We start from the raw sequence: 19,173 nt of genomic DNA, 5'->3' as shown, positions 1-19,173 counted from the left end.
CCCATATAAGGGTCACACCGAACTTCACGGTTAACGATGTACAACGAAAGGAAGCGGCAGATGATTAGGGTGTTACTGTCCTTGGACTTGATCGACTCAGAAGATCAAAGAGATGATTTCTATGATTTCCTGAAAAGCAAGAAATGGTTTAAAACGAAGGATGTTGACACTGTCTGGACCATTAACTACGGGAAAGCTGACCCTGAAAAGGATGAGGCTTACAAAGCCATCAAGAAAAGGCTCGCATCAGTTCTTGTTGAAGCGGCAACTGAGTTCAAGCTTAAGAAGATTTACTATGTAGCCCAGATTGGCAACAAAGAGTTTATTGCTCGCTCAATCAAAAAGGATGGTAACGAATATAAACAATTCAGGCGTAAACTTTACCCTGAAAAATGATACACGTCAGAATCCGGTGACTAAACACCACCGGATTTTAATCCGCTGGCAACCCAGACACACCATTACCCGTTGTAACCCCGGCGTGTTTGTGGGTATCGAATGGAATCCCGTTGAATGTCCATGTTCCGCTGATTTTGGTGTTGCCTGTCCATGTGGTGTTAGGCACGTTAACTTTCAGAGAAGAGGCGTTGATAGAGACACTGTTGCTAGCGTTAAGCTCAATGTCTTTAGCAATAACTTTCACGGTGAACTGTGAGTTGATTTCAACGTTGCCGTCTGCCTTCAGAGTGAAGTTTACTTCTGCACCAGTCCCTGTGTTGTGGATGATGGTTAGATCATTCGCATCTCTTGGTAGCCTTAAGCCCTGAAGTTGCTGAGCCATCACACCCGGTGGGGTTAGCCCCGGATAGAAAACAGCATCCATCTCATCCTTCATTCTATTGTTAGCCACTTTTGTGGGATTGGAGTTAGAGGCAATCTTGAAGTTATCAAGGCTGTTGTCAGCAACAATGCACATTCCTGTGTCACCCGCTTTAACTGGGAAGAGGATAATGCTGTTGCTTGTGCGAGTATAGGCAATGGGAACATTGAGGATATGCAAGTCATCCATGTTTTCCCCATCGTCTGTGTATCTTGGGTTGAGAATCTTAACTGTCACGGATGGAACAGCGGTGTTATTGACTCCCACCACAACAGCCGGGAAAGATGTCCTAGCGTTATCGTTGTGGTTATGAATCTCCGTCTTGATAACATCAATGTGGGAGGCGTCTGGGTAAGTGATATCGTACATTAAGCAGCCTTACTGGGACGTGCTGGGAGTGAGACTTCAGGGATTTGAAGAGCGTTTCCTTTGTTATCTTGCAGAACGAAGTAGACGCTATCATTGCTCGTCTTTGCACGAATGATCTTGAAAAGAGCACGGCTCTTACCTTCAAAGAACTCATACGCAGCGGCCATCGCTTTGGATTGGGACTTAAAATGGCATGGGTATGTGATGCCACCAATTGTTACTGGGAACATGTTGTTTCTCCTGTTATGTTGCCTTAGCGGCGAATGTTTGCATTTGGGCTCGCTGTGATAGCTGGGTTTGCAGTTTGATTGATGTTGATAGGCGAAATGCTGTAGATAGCATCTCTGGCCTTCAATGGGACTTGAATATCAATGTACTGCTTGAGTTGTTCGTTGCTGTTGTTAATCTGCATCCTAAAAGAATCAGATTGAGCAAGAGACGTTCTGACTATCTCCTGCCTGATCATGGCAATGTCTTGGCTTCTTGTGGCTTGGTATTCATTCAGCGTGATGTGGGCATTCACTGTTAACATGCAGCACCCAATCAGGACAACGAAACAAGATGCTAGAAGCCAACCCCAAACTTTATTACCTAGGACTTGTGACATTTAGATCGAAACTAATATATTCATATTAGTTACCCCTTGCTTGAGACTGTGTAGCAGCGGCTGTTGCTGGACTCAATCTGTTAACAATGTCCTGCATCGTTCTTTCAGTTGCTCGACGATGATCCTCAAGCACTCCTTTCATTTCTTCAGGAGCAACACCATTAAGGGTGATTGGCGCTTGGTTTAGTGTGATTGTGTTAGTGACGTTATTATTCACAGCAGAAGCTGCGGCTTGTCCGTTTACAGCCGGTTGAATGAGTGGAGTTTTAGGTGCTGCACCAACCATACTAGGGAAGGCTTTAGGGCCAGCGTCAGGAGCAACTACTAGTTTTGGAATGTCGCTACCATCAGTTAGACGCCAAGGGGCTGTTGGGTCAACATTGCCAGCAGGGTTAGGCATAGGGCCACCGCCCTGACGGTCTAGCTCTCGTCTTGCAACAATGTCTGCACGTTCTTTGTCATCAACTTCACGCTGTTTAAGAATCTTGTCGTATTGGTCATCATCGACCTTACCAACAAAGTGCAAACCATCTTGAACCTTGCGAAGTAGGAATGTCATCACATCCGCAAATGCAGCGATTGCATCGACAACAGCCGTAATCACTCCAATCAGAGTTTCACCTACAGTTTTGAACAAATCAACATCATCAACAATACCAAATGCTTGCTTGATAGTGTGGTAATAGGTAGTGAAGCTTGTTCCTAGCTCATTCATTGCAGAGCTAAGGTCTTGCATAAACTTAGGATCAAGGTAGCTCTTACCGCTGTTGAACCAATTGGCTAGGTCGGTTAGACCTTTAACCAGCCCAATGACACCATTCAAAACGGAGTCAGAAGAACGCCCAAGGGCTTCAAACTGTGGCTCAATGGCTTTTAGGAACTCAACAAGGCTGCTGTACAGTGCTGGCATTGTGGATTGCAAGCCAGTGTTGTCAAATGCGGAAGCCATGTTTGCTTGGTATTGGTTGCCGATACGGTTATCCCAAGAGTCTTGGGTGTTGCGGGCTTTATCCAACAAGCCACCGTCATTGGAATGTTGATCCAGTGTCTTACCAAGTTCCATCATGAACCTTGTAAGTGCGTCACCACTAATCTTTCTGTCTTGACGATCCTTACCAAAAGCTTTCAAGGCTTCATCACCAGTTAGTTTGCCACCGGATGCTTTCTGCCAAGCTTCAGCACCAAACTCGTTGGCGTGTGCCCCAAGGTGTTCTGCAATTTGGCCTGTCCATTCTTCAGAGAAGAGTTGACCTTTACCAAGAGCTTGACGCATACCAAGACTAATCTTTGACATGTTTTCGTTAGACAAGTGTTGAGCCTTACCATACCTGAAGATTCCTTCAGCAGTATCAGCAGCTTTATCAACTCCGACTTTAGACGACAACGCACCAACGATTTTAGAGTAATCTGCCCCAAGCTCTCTTGTGGAAAGTCCTTCTGTTTGTGCGAAGTTCTCAAAACGGTTGTTCATACGTTGGGCATTTTCTGGGGTTTTGTCACCCACAGCTTGGAACTGGCCTAGGCGTTGGTTTCGAGTATTAGCGGCTCTTTCAGCAGCTCGGGCAAACCCTGTAGAAGCGGCAACCACAGCAACGAATGCAGCCACTACCAGAGCAGCGGCACCAGCTACAGCGCCCAATCCCATTGCCGCCCTACCAAGACCACCTGCAAGACCTTCCAAGCCTCCCAAAGCGCCATCAGCACCACCAGTGATGCCACCAGCGAAACGACCAACACCACCAAAGCGGTGAATAGCGTTACCACCTACACCAAGCAAGCCACCGCCGTGAGCGGATCGTGGGCCACCGTGCCCAGGAGTGTTAGCCTGTCCTGCTGCACGTCTTGCCGCTGCATGTTGTTGTGCTGCTGCACGGGCTGCACGGATTTGGTGTTGTTGTTGGAGGTTGGCTAGACGGGAGTTTTGAATCTGGTGTCCCAAGGCTTGAGCGTGTTGCTGGAGTTGAGCTTTAGCGGCTGCTGCCTGTGTACGTTGTGTTGCTGCTGCCAGTTGGGCTTGCTTGATTTGAAGAGCAACTTGTTGTTGCTGTGTCTTCAAGCCGCTCACTTGGTTGGCGTTGTTGATCTTAGTAAACTTGGCATTCTGTAGCTGTGCTTGAAATTGAGCCTGTGTCTGTGCCTTCTGGGCAACAGCCATGTTCTTAGCTGCCTGCCCTGCACTACCAGCACCAGCATTCTTGAAAGCAGCGTTGATAGCCTTCCCTGTAGCCTTAGCTTGAGCTTCCAACTGCTTCAACAAAGCGCGAGCTTGGAGAATTCCCTTTTGGTCGATCTTAAAACTAATCTTGGCCGACAGTTCTCCTAGATTTTCATCAATCATGGATTACACCTTACGTTGTTGAATCAATTGAAGTGCACGGTTCTGTACAGCATTACCAGCTTCAGCAATACCATTCAAAGCTGTCTCAGTGTCGAGAACACCAGATGTTAGATACTGGGCCATCACTTCAATGTTTTTAGCATCTTCGGTTGTTGGTGCAATGAAGGCTAGAGCCTGTTCAATAGCGTGAGTGGAACGGATTACACGTTCGTCACTCAGCACCTTGTCTGCATACTTCAAGTCAGTGTAAGAAGCGTGCTTCAGCACTTCTTCACCAAAGCGTTTGCCGTATTCTTTAAAGTCAATCAGAGACAGGATGTAGTCAACGTCAGTGTGTTGGTTTGCAGCTTCCAAGGCTTGGCGGAAAAGCTTCTCTACAAGATCAGAGAAGTAGGCTTGATGTGTACGTGTCATTGTCATTATTTTGTGTCCTTATAGGAAAGAGCCGACACGGAATGTCAGCTCTTGGAATTGGGTAAGAAAGGAACGCTCAAAGCTGTAATCAAACAGCCTTCAGCTTTACATTCTCTTCTAGTAGTTGTTCCATGCGGATGCGAAAGCCTTCAGCTTGCATGTTGCCGTAGAACAATTCACGTTCCAGCTTGTCAGCTTGGCGAGAAAGAGTTTCCAGTTGGTCAACAATCAACTTACGATCATAAGCAACCTTACGTGCTGCCTCACTACATACAGCTTTCTTTGCTTCTTCTTGTTCGAGTGTGGCAACCAACATTTGCACAGCGTACAGTTGATCGGTTAGAACAAGATGATTGATGATGTGGTGATAACTGGATGGTGTTGTAGCTTGGTGTTTGAGAATCAGTGCATGTTGCCCGTCTGTCATTGTCTTAATCTCCTGTGTTTCTTATTTGCTGAAGTTGAATACCAATCCTTCTTGGGGTTTCACGTTGCCCGCTGCATCAACACCTTTCTTCTCTTGCACTTTGAGTGGAATGAACTTAAGGCAGTATTGAGAAAAGATTTGATGGCAAACATCTTGAACAGTTGGTGTGCCTTTGGCTGGGCGCCCTGCTTTCTTCTTCTTGATTGGGAGGGTGATTACTTCAAAGCCAGCGATTGTTCTAGCTTCTTCAATCATGTGTTCTAGGCGTTGGATATGGTCTTCTGGAAAGCCACAAGCTTTAGCACGTGTTAGGGCTTTCTCAAGCGGAGCGATTGTTTGTTTGTAGATGCGAGCAGCAAACTTTAGAAGCTGCTCTGCCGTCATAGCGTTGGACATTATTCTGTTTCCTCTTGTTCGTAACGACGTTTACCGTCCCTACGTTGAGAGCGGTGCTTGTCTTTGTGTTTTGTTTTGGACTTAGAAGGAGCAGCGCCCCATTCACCGTTGTCGTATTGGGCAGTGCTCATTACTTCTTGTATCTCTCTCTAAGCATCTGCATTGTCAGCTCAGCAGATGTTAGCTGTGGTGCTACCTGTGTGAGCCTTACTGTATGTACAGTTGTCTTGGCTACAGACTTAGCGACTGCCTTGGCCTTAGAAGCTTTGGCCTTCTGCACTGTCTCTTTAAGATAGTCTTGCTCTTCAACAAGCACTTTGTAGAACTGAAAGAATCCAGCGTCATCTAGATTGATGGCTGAAGTGGCAAGCATTTCAGTAACATCAGCGTCAAACAGCTTAGCAATAAGCATCTTGCGGTATTCTTGCTCAGTCATTACTTAGCCCCTACTCTGCTTCCACGCATGCGGTCACGTACACGCTTATCAAAATCAGCCTGTGCACGTTGTTCGTCTTCTGTACGTAGTTGAGCAGCAATAGCAGCTTCTTCAGCTTTCACTGCTTCAGCTACTTGTGCAAAGACGCGTTCGTTATGAGCGTCAATGTCTGCTGTGTAATTGGCTGCCACGTCAGCGGCGATAGCTTTAGCATCTTCAGCCTGAAGCTCTTCAGGCTTCACAACGTAGATTTTCACAATGTTGTTGCCCATACTTGGTTGATAGATGCTGCCTGTGTAGAGCTTGTATCCTTGATCAATCTTGTCTTGCACTTCTTTCATGGCTGCTTGAGGGAAAGAAGCCTGTACAACTTCAACTGCACCATACTGGTTGAATTCACCAGCTTGCAGACGGCCATGACCATCTACAAAACCATCCCGCCCTTGTACGGCCATTGCGTAGGCTTGCATTTCAAAGCCAATGAGAGTTTGTAGCTCTTCTTTATCGTGCTTCTTGATTGTCAGTGTCATTATTTGTTTTCCTTGTATTCGATCGGTTATTGGGCAGCGTCAATGGCTGCATAAATTGCTTTGAGTTCTGTTGCTTGTACCTTGGCTGGCTTTTCCATATGAACCACTTGCACAACAGACCAATTCATGTTACTGGCTGTAATGAAAGGATCAGGAGCACGCTTGTAGCCTTTGCTCACTAGGTCGTCATACTGACGAAACATATCAACATGAAAGTTGGTGTAGATGATTTCGTATTTGCCTTGGGCTTCATACTTGGCAAGGGCTTCAGTCTTTGGTGTTTGTGTGTCGGTCATTAGAATTCGTATCCTTGTTCTTTGCACCACTGCGAATACTCTTCAAGCATTTCGTCTTCAGAGTCACCAGCGTAGCGGTTCGATTTGATAAACATGAAAGACTCATGTGTCAGGTTGCCTTCATCCAGCGTGGCAAGAAACTCTTTACGCCACATCTCGCTAGAAAGCTGTGTTGGTGTTCCGATTGAAAAAGTGTTCTCCATTGTTCAAGCCTTCTTGTTTAGGTAGCGGAATTGCAGAACACCCAGGGAGTTGCCAATAGCCAAAAAGGCAAAGCAGAAAGCACCTACTGTGATTGGGTCAAACATGTTGAGATTCCTTACTAAGCAGTTTGTAGAGCATGGATTGTTTTCTGTTCTTGCTGTCCTCTGGAGTTTCTAGAACCAATGCAGCTACTGCTCCTAAGATTTCAGAATCAGAGAGTTTGGAGATTTGTTGCTTGTAGAATTCGAAGATTGAAGTCTTGGCTTGCTCAATCTTTTTATCAGGGTCTTGGTTGTGTCTGTACGAATGGGAGCGGCAAGAGCTACTGCAAAAACGAGATGTTGAACGTTGTGCAGGGTAAAGCTCACCACACCATCCGCACACTACTAAAGTGTGGGCCATGTAGATTTTCCTTGTATGTCTGTGGTGTGAACGGGAGTGGAACGGTAAAAGATACGAGCACAAAGAAAAGCAGCACTTTGGCTGCTTCGCTCTGTACAAGGAATTAGTTAGGGTTTCGCACCAGCTACCCTGAAGCTGTGAAAAAGTCGCTGCTCACTGTTTATAAGTTTGCCGTGTGCTACCTAGCTGACTCATTGCGAATCAACAGGAATCTGAACTAGGAGCAGTATCCCACACCGTACTGCTAAGACGGCTCTTTCATCACTAGGCCAAGAACCACCAAGGCCGCTGTGATGTGTGTTCAAGTGTTCCGCGAGCTACTTGATGAAGCATTGAGGGCGGCTGATGGAGAACAGCCTAGCGGACAGGGTTTAATCGCTAGCCACCTGTTAAAGCTATTTGGAGGGAATCGAAGCCCTTGCGAATCTTTTAATTAGTGCCGGTGTGAGCAACCCCGGCGAGGCTCTAACAACGAAGCGTGGGAGGACACGCTTGCTCAAATGCTGGAGTGAGGCCAGCAGACACCACAGGCTCAGAGAAAGGAGGAACTGAGACGGTTGGCGAATTAGGAAGATGTACGGTTTGGAGATGAACCGTAAACTCAGCGACTTAACCCAGAGATAGCCGCTAACCTTTGTGGTGCATTACGTCACAAGGCTATACTTTCCAAAGACCTCAATGGCAATGAGCATGTTCAGAGAAGATGGGGAATTTGGTAGGAGAAGAACAACTAGAAAGTTTCTTTTTCCTGTTTACTAATTATATCGCGAAATGTGTAATACGTCAACCCCAAAGTGTCATTTAATGCAACTTATTTGACATTTATTTTCAACTAGCTTGACTCTATTACCAGAACTTAAAGTGTTCTGACAGGCTTACTCTTGAGTGCTGTGGAGAGTGAACGTTTTATGTGGTGTTGTTAATCCACTACTCCAGACAAGATTCCACGCTGTGAGGCTTCTTACTGCCACCACAGGGTGGGTGGTTGTCCGCCTTATGACTTGGACTACTCACAGCTTAGAACTGCTCACACGTAGCCGTGTGCAGCCTCAAGGCTTCTCGCATTTGAATGTGACCCTACTTCAAAGCTGACTACCCTTTCAAACAACAAAACAACACAGCATTCAAAAGAGAGTAAGCCTCAAAGGGTTGTCTGCCGTGAACGATGTTCACAGTGTACCCTTTGGCCTTGTGCCTAGTGATGGTGGTTTGTATTGTTTGTTGCTTGAGGTAGTACAGACGACAACGCGGGTTGTCAGGGAATACCAATGTGAACGATGTTCACGGGTTACTACTTGGAGTGTAGTACAACGCTGTAGGACGCACTTTCTGAGGGGGTCAACTCGTCTGGAGGCCACGTATTTAAAGGGCTTCAGCTTGGGGAGGTTACTCTTAAAAGGTTATAACACTACAGCAGCCAGAGGCTGTTTTTTGCACGAATGGTTAGAACGGTGTCCAACCCGGAATGTAAGACTCACAGAAAACAATTGTGTTAACAGAACCACGGAACACATCATCACCCTCTTCATAGATCAAGCCAGACAGGATATCAGCCTGTTCCTGACGTTGTGCGTCAAACTCTGCACGTTCCTCACGGCTAAGTGCGTAGTAAGCGTTATGAGCGTCCATACTGGCTTGGCGAGCGTCACTAACAGCCTTGTCATCAACCATCTTACGGGATGCGAAGTTAAACCCGAACATCAGCTCTTCTACTTCTTCAACCATATGTTCTGCATCATGGCCTTGCAGCAAGTTGAACAGAGTTTGCAAGTGATCTTCAGACAACACACCAATCAAATGCTGATGGCCTTTGCCATCTTCATCAGTGTATGTGGTGTACATCTTGTTGATTGGAGTCAGGAGGAAGTGCAGCTCAGGACGGAAAGCAGAGTGACGGCGAATCTCAGAGAACAGAATCTCTTGTTCGGTAGTGGCTTTGAGCTTCATGCTGAATACACGCTTACCTTGAATCTCAGCACAGGCCATCTGTAGTTCCACGGCTGTACTCTTTGGGTTGTTCAAGACTTTAACGAATGGTGCGTGGTCAGGGTTGGTTAGATCAATCACTTCTTCAAGGTTGGCGATTGCTTGAGCTTTGGCGGATGGTTTAAGCCCAGCTTTGCGGCAAGCTTCAGTTAGGGTTTCAATCCCAACAAACTCTTCAATCATTGTCCAAACATCAGCGTTGCTCATGCTGGCATCAACAGACCACTTCGCTTTCAAATCTAGGCGACTCATAGACTGGCCCATGCCGGTGCTGACAGCCTTAGCTGCACGGTTACGAGTTCCAAGGCCAACAAAGAGATTTTGAGAAGAGAGCAAACCCATACGGTGGGAGTGCTTAACAGCGTCAACGTGGCAAGTGTGGAATGTGTTCTTTCCGTTCTTGAGGTTGGCTGTGTTAGTAGCAGTCAAGACGACGATTGTTGTAGCCGCTTCATTTACATCACCAATCCACGTTTGCAAGACTTGCACAGTACCAGCAGCTCTAACAGCATCAAGAATACGGTAGCGTTGGTGTGCGTCGGCTGGGATTGTGTAAACCTTTCTCTTGCGGGTTGTCGTAGCAGCTTTCAGGGCTTTGTGGGAGAGAAGTTTGCAGTCTCGTTTGTCAGTCTTGCAGTAGCACTGATCAGAACGCTTTGGAGTGAATGCTTTGCGGCATGTATCAAGAATGCAGCGATGGCGACCATCGGCAAGTTTAACTGGTTTTGGTTTAACGGCTGTTTGGGTGTTCGATTGTGCTTTCATTGTTGCTAGCTCCTTGATGGATGGCTTGGAAGGTTAGGTTTGTTGCTTGGGTGTAGATCGCCTTGCAGGCGCTGGAACATGTCGCGGTCAACTTCTTACGGTTGAAGACATGACCACAGACACGGCAGGTGCAAATCTTGGTAGTACCGGCACGCGTAGTTTTAACGGACATAGGAATAGCTCCTGTAAAGGTGGCCAAAATGGCTGTGTTTGATTTGGGCTTGTGTGTAACTGATGGTGTTGCTGCGGCGAGCTTTAACATTGCGTTAAATAAACCTCGCCTACATGTATATAATACCACGGAAACTACCCCTGTCAACCCCAAACACAGATAATTAGTATAAAATCAACAACTATTTTCACATTTCTCTACAAGCGACAGACAAACAAAACCCGCTTCAGCATTACACCAAGCGGGCTCCTGTTATTTAGCGGTCTTTTCGTAGTCCAGCACACTCTTACCGGCGTAGCTGGAAGGAGCATTTGCAACATCGTCTTTACCAGCCTTGGTCTTAGACTTTCCGTTTTGACGACCTTTGTTGACCCCGACTGACACAGAAACGTTTTTCGTATTTGCATAAGCAACTTTCTCGAAAGTCATCTCCGGAAAGATTCCTTCTCCGGTCTGTTCGTTTTCTTCAAAGACGATGCTAGTGAAGACACAAGGCCCATAAGAACCAATAGGCAAACCGTCGAGCAATTCGATAACTTGGAACTGTTCAGCATTTTCCCACATGCTGATGAGCTGCCGCTTTACTGCTCTAGAAGTTTTAGACTTTTCTTGAGGCGTGACCACTACCGTTGGAATTGTGTCCTTTGTAAATTGGGCAATCACTTCGGGTAGCAGTTTATTGATTGAACCTACAGTGCTGATCTGTACGGGCGTCACAACCTGCGTGCTGTTCTTGTACTGCTTATCACGCGGCTTGTACGAACCATTTGCATCAACAGATACATCGTCGCCTGTATTGAAAGCGAATGCAGGCATTGCACCTAGGGTAGATGGTCGGCTGATATTGAAGTCAGCATCAGACAGAACGGCACTGATAGAGTACTTTGGGTTCTCTCTCATTGTATGGTCTGTAATTAAACTACCATTAGAGAGTGGGTGCTTGGAGACCACAGAGCTGTAAGACTCTGAAATCCGGGTGATCGCGTCGAAGTAGATTACGTCAAAAGTTTTAGTAACAATAACGAATCCAGAGAATGTAGCGTCCATAATGTGCTTCCTTATATTGGGTGTGCAGAGGGCCACAAGCCTGTTCAGAGGCTTTGTAGGCTCGGTGGTATGTTGGGAGTGTCAATGCTGGGGTGTGTTGCTCAAGAAGGCTCAGAACGCTTTCAAGTAGGCTTGGCGGGGTGTGCTGGTCCTCGGCGTGCGTAATTGCTTCCATGCGTTAGGCTGCAAACTTAAACTTGACGCTCTCAAGCATTTTGCCTGTCTCGTACAACGGACGGTCGAAGCCTTTAGCTGCAATCGTTCTTACACTGTTGCTACCCGGATAGTTGGCAATCGTAATCTTGATTTCTTCAGCAACGATCTTACCTAGGGTGGCGAGGATGCGGCGTGCATTGCCTGCATTGTGGATCGTGGCCTTAGCTGCTGCCATGAGTCCTTTGAGCAGTTTTTTGCGTGTCTGCTTATCTTCAAGTGTTTCACGCATGAAGGGGCGTTCAGGGTGAAAGCGTGTTCCAAACTCGTTGTATGCCGCCACTTGAGCAACTGGCATACTATCGTCATATCTATCTTCCTCAAAGAATCCTACTTTCACTTTTGTTGCAGCCAGAGTTCTTAGGCGTCTGGCTAGATTGTCGAATCCCTTGAGATTAAGCGTTGTCGTAATCATTAATCTTTCTCTTTGTTGTGGGGATGTTGCTGTGTCACTTTATTTGATTGTTGTTGTATGTTGGGGACACATTGATAACGGGGCTAGCGGTCTGGTGAACATTAACCCCAACGTTTTTGTGAGACTCAGCAGCCCTATCTCGTACCAACTGCATCATCTTTTTCGAGTCGGCTCTGAACATTAAGTCTTCTAGCTTGCGCGTAACCCTGTCAGTTTCTTGGAGCTGAATGTTGATGCGGGATTCAGACTCCCAAACTCTAGTTTCGAGTTTTCCAATATCTTCATTGATTGGCACTAAGCCTCTATCTACCAACTCCTTTTGCACCCTGACGTTATCAAACTGGTATCGCTCGACTCTTCCAGTAGTTATGAACTGGGGAATGAAGACAATCCCGAGAACAAGGAGTGTTGCCATAAGAAGGCCATGTAGATACGTCATTGAACGTTGAAGCGGGGATTGTTTATCATCCATCTATGTATTCCTGTTAGCTTGGCCCTAACTGGCTGCCTCCGTAGGAACGTGTGGAGGGTTTAGGACTGAAGTGGGTAAGGCATTGTTTAAGTCTGCCCATGAAAAGTCCCTTGTCACGTCCAGAGAAGACTTCATCAGCAGCGCCAGCAATACCGATTTGAACAGCTTTGTTCATGAAGTCCTCCACAGCGTCAGCTAGGAACATATTACCGACGTAAGAAACAATCACACTGTCTTTGGTGCGAAACCAAAAGAAGTGGTAGTTTGTTACATCAGGGTGTCTACGCTTGAGCATCATATTGAAGTGGCGTCCAAGACGCTTTAAATCAACACGACCTTTCAACTCATAGACTACAGAGTGAAACCCTTCTCTTTGAAGAGTCTCAATGTGTTTTTTGATATTTGGCACTGAGCCTCCTGTTATTGGTTGTGCTTAGCCTGTCTCATAGACTCTTTGTGCATCTCACAAGAGTCAAAGTATTGCTTAACCGCAATCTCGTTAGCATCATAGGCGTCTGCAATGTTTAGCTTGGTTGCAAGGTCTGAATACGTGGCAAGGGCCGTTTCACTACGCAAAACGCTGTAGATGATTCCAGCCTGGCTAAATCCAGCAGCAGACCTCTCCAGAGACTTTGGCGGGGTAATGCCGCCGCTGTCGTAGTTCTCAGGAAGTGCAAAGCGAATTTTGTTCCACACTTGTGCTACGTTGTACTCTATGAATGCGTAAAGCAGCTGGGCAATCTGAGACATTGTCAGGGTGCCAACATCAATCGGCTCATCATCTAGGGTGATGTACTTGAAGAACTCACCAAAGATAGAATCAAAATTTGTAGACGCTTCTTGTTTGTCCGTAGCTTTGTAGTCAATGACATAGCTCATTGGTGCTTGCAGGTGAGCTTCTACAACTTCTTCTCTGTCTTCCAGAGTCTTGCCTGCTAACACCTCTCTAACCGTGAGCTTGCTTCCTCTTTTACATGAGCTTGGGCGTTCAAACACTTCGTATGGTGCGTTAGGGCTTGCAACACGATCCATGAACATAAGCAATGCTAGAAACTGGCTGTTAGCAAATCCAGCCAACGGCACAATCTGATTGTTCATAAAGGCGTATGTGCCCTCACGCATTACGATAATGAATGCACTGATTGCTGTTGCGTAGACTTCAATCAACTCACAACCTTCTGTGGCTGGGTGATGTTTGATCTTATATGTTTTGTCGTCAACGACGAATTTCTTTGTAGCGATTGGCATAGAACCTCCTGTGTTAGTAGCTCGGGCAAGCTGATTAGGTTATTAGTTGATGGTGATATCTGTTTCTGTCATTTCAGAACATTGGCACTCTGCATACCAATCATTCCCGCGACTATCTCCGTTGAAGCGCACACTATCGATTCTGAAGAAACCGTTGATGTTAGTGGATTCCAGCTTAACAACTGTGCTTGGTAGAAGAGCAGCGTCTAGCAGCACCTTAAACTGCAAGCCGTATCGAATACGCTTGTCCTTCTTAGGTAGCTTGGTTTGTTTCTGCGTGCGGAACGGGGTTTCAATCATTCCTGTTTCAGAAGAGATAACAGGACATAGCACTGTAGACTTTGTAGACGGCCCGTTAATGTCTGTGACAGTAAGGACATTGTTAGAGACGTGATACTCAAGGCCGTAAGCCTTAGTTAACTTGTCCAACATATCCTTGGGAGTGCCAGACAAACGCCAACCTTGCACTACTGGATTATTAAGGTTTGTCCCAACGATTGCACCACGACTTACACCGGGCATGTTGTCTGTGATAATGCGGAGAACGTCTTCAACTGTTTGGCCGGGGCTAGCCATTGCACTCAGGCGGGCTTTAGTGAGATTGACATATCCGTCACCAACAATCAGTTGTGTGATGGTGTCTGTGCCACGCTTGATAGTGGATTGTTGCGTGACGTTGCCACTGACAAGAAGCTTGCGGCCTTCTTCATTCCTGTAGCCGACAGCCAGAGACACTTCTAGGTAGTGACTATCAAGAAGTCTTTCTTGCTCGGGATTTAGGTTGTAAATTTCGATAGAGGCAGAGTTGCCATTGTTGTTCTTGTGATCTGAAGTCTTGTTTACTTCAAAGGTGATGCGGAGAGAGTCTTCAATCTGGATTCCCTGACCTTTGTTGTAGTCACCTACGGTTAGGGTGTAGAGCCTGTCAGACTTGCGGGTTAGCTGGGGATCGGTGTTTGTAATTTTCGCCATAGTTGGGTTCCTTGTTGTTGTCGGCGTAGGGCTTGCACGATTGTTTGAACGGACATAATCAGAGCCTTATGGTTGTGGTGATTGGTGCGGCAGGACTTACCAGTGCAGAACACCTTACGGGCTGTCTTGCATGGCATGGTGCACCCACAGTGTTTGCACTTACGTTCGGTGATAGTCATTCTGAATGTTCCTTTGAAATAGATAGTTGTGACACTTAGGTTAACGATACTAAATGATGGGCAATAAAAAGGGCCACGCGTGACGGCGGCCCTTTGTTCTGTGATTGCCCAATGCAAAACAATCAAACAAATTAATCTTAATCAGTACACTGATAATATACCACACTTCTGATATATTACAATACCATAGTATCAGTTAATTGCTAAAAAATTAAAAAAAGGTCCATCCCCTTACATTATGGAAACTAAGGTAGCTCAACAATTTATCTTCGATCTCAATTAGTATATTTCCTAATTCAAGCAGTGATGCTGTACTTTTTTCGTGGGACATCCTAAACGATTCGTCTACGACTCGATCACCATCTCTTACTTCCTTCTCAAACTTGGCGTGTTTTCTCACGAAGGCACCTTCCTGCATAAATCGTTGTAGCATCGGAAATATTTCATCTTTTGGACTGAAGAGAAATCTCGACTCTCGAAAAAATCTTACTGCCAACTGACCGGACTCTTCAATTTCATCATAGTTTCCGTGCCACGCAGCACGATGATAGTTTAACGCCGCAGTGTATATATCAAACCTTCTATTATATAGATCAAGCTTTGTCTTTGCGCTAGCAATCCTCATTTGCGAATACGTTACTGTCAGAGCAATTAAACCTATAGCACCACTTAGCACACTCACAAGTACCGTAATATTCTCTAACGCCATCGTAATAGTGCTCCTTTTTTTTTACTCGTACTGTAGCCTAAGATTTTCGTAGTCGGCGTCGTCCCACGTTGTTTCCTCAACTCCTTGGAACGGTTCGTGGTAAGGGTAGTCATCAACGTAGCCCTTGGGAATGAGGGTCAGCTTACCGTTAACTAGAAGCTTGTACTTATCAAGAGCCCGATCTACACCAATGTATCTGTACAGCACATCAGAATGAGACGATGTTATCTCTCCTGTATTTTGCACGATGATGTGATAACCAGCCATCCTAAGCATTGCTGCTAGGCGCTGTGCATCGTCAGCCTCCAGCGTCCATACCTTTCCCATTTCATTCCAGCCAATGCCAGCAGGAGACACAACAGTTGACCGCAATATCACCAACGCATTCTCAGCGGCTTCACGCTCGATTCTGGACTGTTTCAACGCTTCTATCAGCTCAGGCATAGGGCCAGCCTGTTTAACCGCTTCAGCGAGCCCCTCAACACGTTTGGCAAGGGTCAACAGCTCAGCTTCACGGGTCACAATCTCTTTTTCATTCACACCCATCTGTTGCTGCTGTACAGCCTCTACAGCCGCTGTGACAGACGTATACCTGTAGATAGCATCCAAGACGGGCTTAGGCACACAGTGTGAGTTTGTGCAATCGTTCTGGCTCTGTCGTGTGCGGCAACGCATGCTGTGAGGCTTGCCATGCAGGTTTTGCACAATGTAGTTCTTCTCACACTCGCCACATCTCACAAGCCCGACAAGGAAATGGTTTGCTGTCTTGATAGGGCGTTGTGTCTTCATCTTCTCAGCGTGAACCTGAGCCTTGTAGAACAACGATGGCTCAATGATCGCCGGATATATGTCATCAATCACTTGATGGTCTGGAGTGCCCTCAAGCGTCTCCCATTTGCCAATCACAGCCTTGTTGCGTAGCCAACCCTCAACACCGGGGCCGGACGCCTTAGCCAAACGCTCAACGCCACTCTCACGCATACGCTTGGCAATCGTCGATTTGCCAACACCAGAGACGTACAGCTCAAACGCCGTCTTGATCCAAGGCACGACCTCATCACGTGGCGTGCCGTCAGGGTTCAACCACACAGGGGTGATACGTCTAGGGACGGTCCCGTACTTTGCAGCGTCTTTTCTACGCTTCTTGTACGAGTCGGCCACTCGGGTTGAGAGTGCGGCTGAATAGCCATGAGCAGCCTGAATCTTTGCCACCAGCAAGAATATCTGTGCGGTGTTTACAGACTCTTTGGAATACGTGATGTTGTCGTCCAGCGTGATGATGGACACGCCAGCTTTCAGAATCGGATTGATGACTAACGTCAGCATATCCATTGGTTCCAGACGGCCTGTGCGGTCGATAGCTTCAACCAACACCACATCACCTTGCTTGATCAACCCTTCCTCTACAGCAACCAGCAGCTTGCCAAAACCACCGGCCTCCTTGATGTGCTCACCATGGAACCCGCTCTTGCCTAGGTCGGAAAATTTAAGCTCTGAAGTACCGTAATCTGGATGAGCTTTGATCCATTCCGCGATCATGCCTTCTTGGCGCTCAACGCTGCTGCCATGCTTCTGGCGGTCACTGGAAAATCGAACGTAAGATATTGCTTGTTTCATGAAAAGCCCCGTAATCACTGGATGAAAGGATAACAGGGACTCAGTGTTACATGCGAAAAAGCTGTTCCCAGCCCTTGATCACTCGGCCGGTGCCGATTACGCACTGAAACGGCTTGCCCCGTGCCCAGGACGAATCGAACACCGTGCCGTCTTCCAGGGTGCCGGTGTATTGGGTGGTGATCAGCGCGCCCTTGACCACGGCTTTGCCGTCGCCCAGGCGGATGTCGGTGATCTGCAGCTCGTCGTTGCTCATGGGGTTCTCGTTGAAGGCGTAAAGGTCGGGGTTTTCCCAGAAACGGGTAGGTTTGGCAAGCGCCATGACGACGCGATCCAATGTGGGAGGGGGCTTGCCCCCGATGGCGATGGTCCAGTCAAGAATAAGCTGACTGCCAACCTGCTATCGGGAGCAAGCCCCCTCCCACACTCTGATTGGCATGCATCCAGCGGTCGGCGTTTACAACCAATGCCAGAATCGGCTCCAGAACCCACGCCCCAACTCGTCCTTGCACCCGGCATATTGCCGCGCGTACAGCTGCGAACGCGCCTGCACCTTGCTCGCCACCGGCAGTAGCCAGGCTTTGCTGGCATAGGTGCGCTGACGATAGCCGCCCCAGCCTTCGTGATAGTTCAGGTATTGGCCGTAGGCGTCGTATTTGTAGACGCCGTTGATGGTGTAGGTCTTGTCCATGTACCAACCGATGAAGTCGATGGCATCGTCGAAATCTTCGCGGTCGGCGCCGCTGCGGCCGGTGCTTTTACGGTAGTCATTCCACACTTCATCCTTGGCCTGGGCATAGCCGGAAGCGGTGGACACGCGCCCCCAAGGGATGATCCACAACAGGTATTTACGCGGCGTCTTGGCGTCGTAGCGAAAGCCCGACTCCTGATACATGATCGCGAACGGCACCTGGATCGGCACGCCCCAGCGTTTTTGCGTGACCTTGGCCGCGTCGTACCAGTCATCTTTTTCGCGGAAGATGGCGCAGAGGTCGTTGGGCGCGCGTGGCGGCGAGGTGCCGCACGCCGCCAACAGAGAAGTGAGTAATAACAGTCCGACGGTTTTGCTTGCGCTCAAAGGGCACCTTTGCGTGAAACGCGTAAAATGCCGGCATTTTACGCGTTCACAGGCGCGGCGTCCTTGCCGCAGGCGGTATTAAGCCAAAGGCACGCGACGAGTCGTCAGCGCGATACGGCCGACGAAGAAGCTCAACGCGGCACCCAACAGCAGCATGGCCAAGGTACCCCAGGCTGCGCGGGACAATTGCTTGGCCGCTACTTCACCGGCTTCGCGGGCTTTCTGTTCAGCTTGCTGCTTCAGTTCGTCGACTTTCTGCATGGCTTGCTGATAGGCCTGGGCATAGTTATCAACGATCTGCGTGGCTTCTTCCTTGCTCTTGCCGGTACGCGCCGCAACGATGTTGACCAGTGCCTCTTTGTCCGCTGCATTCAGTGCCGGCTCGCCGGACGCTTTCACACGCTCGAACCACTGCTTGAGCTCATCACCGGCCTGGGCAGGATGGGTCGCTGCATCAGTGGCCGATTGCTTGCCATCAGCGGCCGCCTGGTCGGTTTTCTGCTCGACGGTGGCCGGGTTCAGCTCAGGCTTGCCGGTTTGCTTGAGCAACGTATCGAGTTGGCCTTGCAGGCTGTTCCAGTCCAGTTGGATGCCCTGCTCGTTCAACTGCTGTTTGATACTGTTGCCAATGCCCGGTGCGGCGGCGGCGATGCCACTGCCGGCGGCGGACAGGCCTTTACCCACGACGTTGCCAGCGGTGCCCACCACACTCGACGCTAGCCCTGCCAGCAGCCAGGTGGTGAGCAAGGTGGTCAGCGTCCAGGTCAGCACGCCGTGCAGGCCACCGCGATCCGGTGCGGTACGCCCGGCCACGAACGCGCCGAGGGCGACGGCGACCAGCGTCGATACAAACAGCCAGATCCCGGCACCGGTGCCGAAACCACTCAGGGGGTTGCCCGCTTCCATCGGGTCCACAGCGCTGGCGCCAATGGCCGTACCCAGCACACTCAAGACCAGGTAGGTGACCAGTGCAATTGCACTACCGGCCAATACCGAGCTCCAGGACACGCGAAACAGCGATCGATTGGTTTCATAGACAGTCGTCATACAAAGAGCCCTTTCCA

General features: G+C 48.2%; 24 protein-coding genes and 1 pseudogene. 1 reads left to right on the top strand and 24 read right to left on the bottom strand.

Features of this window, described 5'->3' with window-relative positions; translation table 11 throughout:
- Positions 1-81: 81 nt before the first annotated feature.
- Positions 82-396 (top strand): hypothetical protein, encoded by a 315-nt coding sequence (locus QF045_RS12700; protein ID WP_306492484.1) that lies wholly within the window; start codon positions 82-84, stop codon positions 394-396.
- Between the two features lie 37 nt (positions 397-433).
- Here QF045_RS12700 and QF045_RS12695 read toward each other — a convergent pair whose 3' ends face one another.
- The 24 genes and pseudogenes from QF045_RS12695 to QF045_RS12580 form a co-directional block, all read right to left on the bottom strand.
- Positions 434-1,189, bottom strand: a complete 756-nt coding sequence (locus QF045_RS12695; RefSeq protein ID WP_306492483.1) for a Gp138 family membrane-puncturing spike protein — start codon at positions 1,187-1,189, stop codon at positions 434-436.
- Complete coding sequence (locus QF045_RS12690) at positions 1,189-1,419, bottom strand: hypothetical protein (RefSeq protein WP_306492482.1); 231 nt, start codon at positions 1,417-1,419, stop codon at positions 1,189-1,191. The genes QF045_RS12695 and QF045_RS12690 overlap by 1 nt, the downstream gene beginning before the upstream one ends.
- A gap of 23 nt (positions 1,420-1,442) precedes the next feature.
- Positions 1,443-1,721 carry a hypothetical protein gene (locus QF045_RS12685; protein ID WP_306492481.1) on the bottom strand — a complete coding sequence of 93 codons (279 nt, stop codon included), beginning with the start codon at positions 1,719-1,721 and terminating at the stop codon, positions 1,443-1,445.
- Between the two features lie 100 nt (positions 1,722-1,821).
- Positions 1,822-4,134 (bottom strand): hypothetical protein, encoded by a 2,313-nt coding sequence (locus tag QF045_RS12680; RefSeq protein WP_306492480.1) that lies wholly within the window; start codon positions 4,132-4,134, stop codon positions 1,822-1,824.
- Positions 4,135-4,137: 3 nt separating this feature from the next.
- Entirely contained in the window at positions 4,138-4,554 is a 417-nt protein-coding gene (locus QF045_RS12675; protein WP_306492479.1) for a hypothetical protein, read from the bottom strand.
- A gap of 82 nt (positions 4,555-4,636) precedes the next feature.
- Positions 4,637-4,975: a hypothetical protein gene (locus QF045_RS12670; protein ID WP_306492478.1), complete on the bottom strand. Its 339-nt coding sequence runs from the start codon at positions 4,973-4,975 to the stop codon at positions 4,637-4,639.
- 21 nt (positions 4,976-4,996) lie between these two features.
- Positions 4,997-5,371 carry a hypothetical protein gene (locus tag QF045_RS12665; RefSeq protein WP_306492477.1) on the bottom strand — a complete coding sequence of 125 codons (375 nt, stop codon included), beginning with the start codon at positions 5,369-5,371 and terminating at the stop codon, positions 4,997-4,999.
- Between the two features lie 130 nt (positions 5,372-5,501).
- Positions 5,502-5,807: a hypothetical protein gene (locus QF045_RS12660; protein ID WP_306492476.1), complete on the bottom strand. Its 306-nt coding sequence runs from the start codon at positions 5,805-5,807 to the stop codon at positions 5,502-5,504.
- Positions 5,807-6,337, bottom strand: coding sequence for a hypothetical protein (locus QF045_RS12655; protein ID WP_306492475.1), 531 nt, complete (start codon positions 6,335-6,337; stop codon positions 5,807-5,809). Before QF045_RS12655 ends, QF045_RS12660 begins: the two co-directional genes overlap by 1 nt.
- Before the next feature lie 26 nt (positions 6,338-6,363).
- Complete coding sequence (locus QF045_RS12650) at positions 6,364-6,633, bottom strand: hypothetical protein (protein ID WP_306492474.1); 270 nt, start codon at positions 6,631-6,633, stop codon at positions 6,364-6,366.
- Complete coding sequence (locus QF045_RS12645) at positions 6,633-6,836, bottom strand: hypothetical protein (protein WP_306492473.1); 204 nt, start codon at positions 6,834-6,836, stop codon at positions 6,633-6,635. Before QF045_RS12645 ends, QF045_RS12650 begins: the two co-directional genes overlap by 1 nt.
- A gap of 97 nt (positions 6,837-6,933) precedes the next feature.
- Entirely contained in the window at positions 6,934-7,239 is a 306-nt protein-coding gene (locus tag QF045_RS12640) for a hypothetical protein (RefSeq protein WP_306492472.1), read from the bottom strand.
- Between the two features lie 1,443 nt (positions 7,240-8,682).
- Positions 8,683-9,990: a hypothetical protein gene (locus tag QF045_RS12635; protein WP_306492471.1), complete on the bottom strand. Its 1,308-nt coding sequence runs from the start codon at positions 9,988-9,990 to the stop codon at positions 8,683-8,685.
- A 424-nt stretch (positions 9,991-10,414) separates the two neighbouring features.
- Positions 10,415-11,209: a phage baseplate protein gene (locus tag QF045_RS12630; RefSeq protein WP_306492470.1), complete on the bottom strand. Its 795-nt coding sequence runs from the start codon at positions 11,207-11,209 to the stop codon at positions 10,415-10,417.
- A gap of 178 nt (positions 11,210-11,387) precedes the next feature.
- Entirely contained in the window at positions 11,388-11,837 is a 450-nt protein-coding gene (locus QF045_RS12625) for a hypothetical protein (RefSeq protein WP_306492469.1), read from the bottom strand.
- A gap of 34 nt (positions 11,838-11,871) precedes the next feature.
- Positions 11,872-12,309, bottom strand: a complete 438-nt coding sequence (locus tag QF045_RS12620; protein ID WP_306492468.1) for a hypothetical protein — start codon at positions 12,307-12,309, stop codon at positions 11,872-11,874.
- A gap of 13 nt (positions 12,310-12,322) precedes the next feature.
- A complete protein-coding gene (locus QF045_RS12615) occupies positions 12,323-12,718 on the bottom strand; it encodes a hypothetical protein (protein WP_306492467.1) in 396 nt (131 codons plus the stop codon).
- A gap of 11 nt (positions 12,719-12,729) precedes the next feature.
- Complete coding sequence (locus QF045_RS12610; protein WP_306492466.1) at positions 12,730-13,557, bottom strand: hypothetical protein; 828 nt, start codon at positions 13,555-13,557, stop codon at positions 12,730-12,732.
- Between the two features lie 42 nt (positions 13,558-13,599).
- Complete coding sequence (locus QF045_RS12605) at positions 13,600-14,529, bottom strand: hypothetical protein (RefSeq protein WP_306492465.1); 930 nt, start codon at positions 14,527-14,529, stop codon at positions 13,600-13,602.
- A 390-nt stretch (positions 14,530-14,919) separates the two neighbouring features.
- Entirely contained in the window at positions 14,920-15,417 is a 498-nt protein-coding gene (locus tag QF045_RS12600) for a hypothetical protein (protein ID WP_306492464.1), read from the bottom strand.
- Between the two features lie 21 nt (positions 15,418-15,438).
- The gene (locus tag QF045_RS12595) at positions 15,439-17,034 is read right to left on the bottom strand and encodes a recombinase family protein (protein WP_306492463.1); all 1,596 of its coding nucleotides are present in this window, start codon (positions 17,032-17,034) and stop codon (positions 15,439-15,441) included.
- Positions 17,035-17,095: 61 nt separating this feature from the next.
- Positions 17,096-17,287 (bottom strand): annotated as a pseudogene (locus QF045_RS12590) (FKBP-type peptidyl-prolyl cis-trans isomerase); the annotation flags it as partial.
- 201 nt (positions 17,288-17,488) lie between these two features.
- Entirely contained in the window at positions 17,489-18,109 is a 621-nt protein-coding gene (locus tag QF045_RS12585) for a hypothetical protein (protein ID WP_306492462.1), read from the bottom strand.
- Between the two features lie 78 nt (positions 18,110-18,187).
- Complete coding sequence (locus QF045_RS12580; RefSeq protein WP_306492461.1) at positions 18,188-19,156, bottom strand: hypothetical protein; 969 nt, start codon at positions 19,154-19,156, stop codon at positions 18,188-18,190.
- Positions 19,157-19,173 lie beyond the last annotated feature (17 nt).

Source organism: Pseudomonas sp. W4I3 (genome assembly GCF_030816195.1).
Classification (GTDB): Bacteria; Pseudomonadota; Gammaproteobacteria; order Pseudomonadales; family Pseudomonadaceae; genus Aquipseudomonas.
The sequence above is the reverse complement of the archived record's forward strand: the minus strand, read 5'-3'. Positions and strand labels throughout refer to the sequence as shown.